4 protein-coding genes and 1 pseudogene are annotated in these 5,773 nt (G+C 55.2%); 4 read left to right on the plus strand and 1 reads right to left on the minus strand.

Annotated features, from left to right (window positions below):
• Nucleotides 1-101 precede the first annotated feature (101 nt).
• Nucleotides 102-1,031, plus strand: coding sequence for a site-specific integrase (locus BW11_RS11375; protein WP_107043387.1), 930 nt, complete (start codon nt 102-104; stop codon nt 1,029-1,031).
• Here BW11_RS11375 and BW11_RS11380 read toward each other — a convergent pair.
• Nucleotides 1,024-1,479: pseudogene (locus BW11_RS11380) on the minus strand (restriction endonuclease subunit S); the annotation flags it as partial. The gene BW11_RS11375 and the pseudogene BW11_RS11380 sit on opposite strands and share 8 nt — an antisense overlap.
• A gap of 78 nt (nt 1,480-1,557) precedes the next feature.
• Between BW11_RS11380 and BW11_RS11385 the strand changes: the two are divergent.
• The 3 genes from BW11_RS11385 to BW11_RS11395 all read left to right on the plus strand — a co-directional run.
• The gene (locus BW11_RS11385) at nt 1,558-2,526 is read left to right on the plus strand and encodes a restriction endonuclease (RefSeq protein WP_140445777.1); all 969 of its coding nucleotides are present in this window, start codon (nt 1,558-1,560) and stop codon (nt 2,524-2,526) included.
• Between the two features lie 30 nt (nt 2,527-2,556).
• Nucleotides 2,557-5,118 carry a type I restriction-modification system subunit M gene (locus tag BW11_RS11390; RefSeq protein ID WP_140445776.1) on the plus strand — a complete coding sequence of 854 codons (2,562 nt, stop codon included), beginning with the start codon at nt 2,557-2,559 and terminating at the stop codon, nt 5,116-5,118.
• Nucleotides 5,118-5,773, plus strand: a 656-nt coding sequence (locus BW11_RS11395; protein WP_375137662.1) for a restriction endonuclease subunit S, incomplete at its 3' end; no start/stop codon positions are given. The genes BW11_RS11390 and BW11_RS11395, both read left to right, overlap by 1 nt.

Genomic DNA, 5,773 nt, shown 5'->3' on the forward strand with positions numbered 1-5,773 from the left:
CACCTGAGCCACGCCACTAAACCTAATCACTGTTCCATGTGCTTGTCTGGATGTATCCGTCATCAACGTAAGCGCCTGTCTATCTGCAAAGGAGACCTTACATGTCCGTTAGCAAGGACAACTCGGAAATGACGTTCTGCGACTATTACGCACAATGGGTCAGCGTCTACAAGGAAGGCGCGATCCGAGAAGTGACGATGAAGAAATACGCACTCACCCAGATGTGGCTTAACAAGCTCATCCCGGCTCTCAGGCTTGCCGACATGGACCGTGTGAACTACCAGAAACTGATCAATGGATATGCCGAGCACCACGAGCGTCAAACAACAATGGATTTCCACCACCAACTGAAAGGAGCGATTCTCGACGCTGTGGACGAGGGGCTGATCCCACGAGATCCTACTCGCAAGGCAATCATCAAAGGCCGGCCACCACGGGTCAAGAAAACGAAGTACCTGAATCAGTTCGAATTGCATGCGGTCCTCGCCGATCTGGAACTCGGGCCGAAGCCGAGTTGGGATTGGCTGATACTGCTCGTTGCGAAAACCGGATTGAGGTTTTCAGAAGCGCTAGGACTCACTCCGAGCGACTTTGACTTCGTTCATCAAACCTTGTCGGTCAACAAGACATGGGATTACAAGCAGGGGGGAGGTTTTGTTCCGACCAAAAACGCTTCATCAATGCGCAAAGTACAGCTCGATTGGCAATTGATCATGCAACTGTCGGCGCTGCTGAAGGACTTACCCGAATCGGAGCCTATCTTCGTGAAGGGCAAGGTATACAACTCAACGGTGAACGGCGTTCTGGCACGGCATTGCGCGCATGCTGAGGTACCCGTGATTTCGATTCATGGTCTGAGGCATACTCACGCCTCACTGCTGCTGTACGCCGGCGTCTCCATCGCAAGCGTGTCTAAACGACTCGGACACGCGAGTATGAACACCACCCAAGACACCTATCTGCATGTCATCCGCGAATTGGAGAACAAGGATGTCGACATCGTGATGCGAGCGCTCTCCACCCTCATATAACCCACATCAAGCACCGGTGCTTACGCTGATGAAGGGTGATGAGGTCGTCGAGGTGGGAGAAGAACCGGCCGATGGCCTGCTGCTCCTTCAAAGAGCATACGGTCACCACTGATTCGTTGATAGCCAGCTTCGACAAACTAGGCAATCCTGTCGATTCGTTCTTACTTTGCCAGTCGATATTGAGAAAGAGACATAGGACGTAATCCAAATCAGCATTGGTTCGTGGAACCGCATAAAACAGCGTATCTACAGTCCAAAATGGAGCAAGAAGTTTATACGGATGGTCAATGGTCCCCTTCCTGCCGATACCGATTGCATCCGCATCATACGAAAGAGCCTCATCAACACTGGTCATGTAACCGCCTGTCCCATAGACAGGAACAGTTCCCTTAGCAAGATGTTTGTAATCCCTGCCACCACAAACGTCGATAACATCCCCCAACTTACGCTGTTCCCAAGCGGATGCGCTGAATGGGTTGTCTGGCGTATCATGGCTACACGGCTACGACGGAGATGGAAGTGGATAATGGCAATTCCCAGATACGACGAGTTCTTCGGTCCGGTGCTCCGATTCCTTTCCGATGGCAAGGTTCACGGGTCCGGCGAGATGTTGGCGGCGCTCGCCGACGAGTTCAAGATGACTGAGGAGGAACGTCGTCAGCTTCTTCCCAGCGGAGGCTCGCGGGTGCTCAATGGGCGTATTGGCTGGGCCAGAACGTACCTCAAGAAAGCCGGACTTATGGAGAGTCCCAAGCGTGGCGCCTATCGCATTACCGAAGAGGGGAGGAAGGCCCTTGTCTCAGGGGAGCCTATCGATAACGAATACCTGAGCCGGTATGAATCGTTCCGTGATTTCATGCGCAGCGACAGTGACGACAGCATTTCTGAGTCGGCTTCCGGATCAATGGGATTCGGCCGGATATCGCGTACATCAAGTCACACGGAATCGGTGAAAGAAGATTCGTCTGAAGAGACCCCCGACGAGGCTCTTGACCGTGCGTTCGCTTCGATCTCCATGCGTCTTGCCGATGATCTGCTGGCGGAGGTCCTCAAACTCTCGCCGGTGGCGTTCGAGCGCTTCGTGCTCGATTTGATGACGAAGATGGGATATGGTGCCTTCGACTCGGCGAATCAGATGACACCGATCAGCGGGGATGAGGGTATCGATGGCATCATCATGGAGGACAAGCTCGGCTTCGATCTGATCTACGTGCAGGCTAAGCGTTATGCCGAGGATCAGACCGTAGGAAGGCCGGACATTCAGAAGTTCGTCGGTGCCATCGCAGGGCGCGGCGGCAGGGGGTTGTTCGTCACTACTGCGAAATTCAGCAGGCAGGCGATCGACTATGCGAAGCTTCAGCACATCATCCTTGTGGATGGGCACAAGCTCGCGCAATTGATGATCGAGCATGATTTTGGTGTCAGTGCCCGCAGGACCTACGAGATCAAGGCCGTGGACAGTGACATTTTCAATGAGTACACGGACGAAGAATAGAAGAACAGAAGCAGGAGAACCACAACGACCATGAACAAGCAGCAGCTCGCCTCCAGGATCTGGGAGTCCGCGAACAGGATGCGTTCGAAGATCGAGGCCAACGAGTACAAGGATTACATTCTCGGTTTCATCTTCTACAAGTTCCTCTCCGAGACTCTGGTGACCCGTCTCCGTGCGGATGACTGGACCGATGAGGATCTACCGGATCTGGTCGAGGACGACCCCGAGCTCGTTCGGGATGTGCGCAATCTCTGCGGTTACTTCATCTCTTACAACAACCTGTTCACCACATGGATCGATAAAGGCGCCGACTTCGAGATCGCGGACGTGCGCACGGCGCTTTCAGCGTTCGAGCGCAACATCAACCCGGCGCACAAGCGCGTGTTCGCTGGCATCTTCGACACATTGCAGACGGGTCTGTCCAAGCTTGGTACTGATGAGCGGAGCCGTTCCAAGGCCGCCCGCGACCTGATCTATCTGATCAAGGACATTCCGATGGACAGCCGTCAGGGGTACGACACCCTCGGCTACATCTACGAGTACCTGATCGACAAGTTCGCCTCCAACGCGGGCAAGAAAGCCGGCGAGTTCTACACGCCAGGCGAGGTCTCCCAGCTCATGAGCGAGATTGTGGCCTGGCACCTGCGCGGACGCAAGGAGATCACGATCTATGATCCTACGTCCGGTTCCGGTTCGCTGCTCATTCACATCGGGCAGGCGGTGGCCCGCCGCAATGGCAATCCGAACGACATCAAGTACTATGCGCAGGAGCTCAAGGAGAACACCTACAACCTCACGCGCATGAACTTGGTGATGCGCGGCATCCTGCCGGACAACATCGTGGCCCGCAATGGTGACACGCTCAAGTCCGACTGGCCGTGGTTCGACACCGACGAGACCAAGGATGAGACCTATGAGCCGTTGTTCGTTGACTCCGTGGTCTCGAACCCGCCGTATTCGCAGAATTGGGAGCCGCCGGAGGCGGGGGCCGACCTGCGTTTCGAATACGGCATCGCTCCCAAGTCGAAGGCCGATTACGCCTTCCTGCTGCATGACCTCTATCATTTGCGTGACGACGGCATCATGTGCATCGTCCTGCCGCATGGCGTGCTGTTCCGTGGTGGTGAGGAAGGCGCGATCCGTAGGAACCTTGTGGAACACCACCACATTCAGGCCATCATTGGCCTTCCCGCGAACATCTTCTTCGGTACGGGCATTCCCACTATCGTGATGGTGCTGCGCAAGCACCGCGACGACGATCATGTGCTCATCGTCGATGCGTCCAAGCATTTCATTAAGGACGGCAAGAACAACAAGCTGCGCGCCTGTGACATCCGGCGCATCGTCGACGTGGTGACCAGTTCGAAGGATGTGGACAAGTTCAGTCGTTTGATAAGTGTCGACGAGATCCGGGCGAACGACTACAACCTCAACATTCCGCGTTACGTTGATTCGTCGGAACCGGCCGAAAGCTGGGATGTGTACGCCACCATGTTCGGCGGCGTGCCCTCGCACGAGATCGATGCGTTGCAACGGTTCTGGGACGTATTCCCGAGTCTCAAGGCGCAGCTATTCGAGACGGGGAACGGCCATATCGCCAAAGTCTCCGATGGTGCGGTGCGTGAGACGGTGTACGGCAATGCCGAAGTCAAGGCCTACATCGATCGGTACAAGCGAGTGTTCGCCGATTACCCGATGCTGTTGCGCCGGGAATTGGTTGATGACTGCACATCCGTGAACGTCGCAGCCAAGGAGGCTGAGCTGGCGGGCGAGCTGTTCCGTCGGCTAGCCGATACGCCTCTGGTGGATCCGTACGCCGCCTATCAGGTGCTTGACGACGGCTGGCAGCAGGTATCGATCGACCTTGAGACCATCCAGAACGACGGGTTCGACGCCGTACGTGCGGTGGACCCCAACATGGTCGTCAAGAAAAAAGGCGGCAAAGACGTCGAGGTCCAGGAAGGCTGGACAGGTCGTGTGCTGCCATTCGGCCTCGTGCAGGAGCGGTTGCTGTCCGCCGACCTCGCCGAGATCGAATCGCAGGAGCATCGCCTGACCGAGATCGGGCAGGAGCTGAGTGACCTGCTAGAGAATCTGGATGAGGAGGACAAGGACTCCGACGCGATCAACGAGGAGGGCGATGCGTTCGTCGCCGCCGAGTTGAAGAAGGAAGTGAAGCGCATCGGCAAGGCTCCTCAGACCGCTTTGGACCGTGTGCTCGTAAGCGCGAACAAGCTGCTTGATGAGGAACGCAAGATCAAGAAGTCCGTCAAGGACCTGCGTGTGGCGCTTGAGGACAAGACCGCGACGGTCATCAGGGAACTAGACGATACGCAGGTCTCCGATCTGCTGGACGCCAAGTGGATTGATCCGCTGCAGTGCAAGCTGGAGGCGTTACCGGTCGCCGTGCTCGACGAACTGGTGTCCAAGGTGACGGCGTTGGATGACAAATATGCGACCACCTATGCCGATGTATGCGGTCAGATCAGGATCGCGGAGTCCGAATTGGGAGCCATGCTTGACCGGCTGACCGGTGATGAATTCGATATGGCCGGCATTGCTGAGCTCAAGAGTCTGCTGGGAGGCGAATGATGACGGAAAATTCGAACATTCCTTCGATTCGTTTTGCTGGCTTCACTGACCCTTGGGAACAGCGTAAGTTGGGGGAACTCTATGAGAATAGAGATGAGCGTGGGAGTGATGAGCTTCAAATTTTGTCGGTGTCCATATACAGTGGCGTCTCGGACGGCTCTCTGACACCGGACGAGCTTGGCAAGACTGTGCGACGTAGCGAGGACAAGTCGCTGTACAAAAGAGTCGAACCTGGTGATGTGGTTCTCAACATGATGCGAGCTTGGCAAGGTGCTATTGGAACCTCATTAACGCAAGGCATGGTAAGTCCCGCGTACATTGTTGCCAAACCTCTGAGTAATCAAGATCAGCAGTTTTTCAATGTGATGCTTAGGCGTAGCGAAGTGGTTTCCCAAATGAATGATCTGTCATATGGGGTCACTGATTTTCGTAAGCGCTTGTACTGGGATTCTTTCGTTCGAGTATCTGTAAGTTGCCCTTCCCAAGAAGAGCAGCAGGCCATCGGCCGGTTCTTCTCCCACCTCGACGACCTCATCACCCTTCATCAGCGTAAGCATGACAAGCTTGTTGTCTTCAAAAAGGCAATGCTCGAACAAATGTTCCCTCAGGAGGGTGAGACTGTTCCGAAGATTCGGTTTGCTGGTTTTACTGACCC

This window comes from Bifidobacterium sp. UTCIF-38, assembly GCF_006454495.1.
Taxonomy (GTDB): domain Bacteria; phylum Actinomycetota; class Actinomycetes; order Actinomycetales; family Bifidobacteriaceae; genus Bifidobacterium; species Bifidobacterium callitrichos.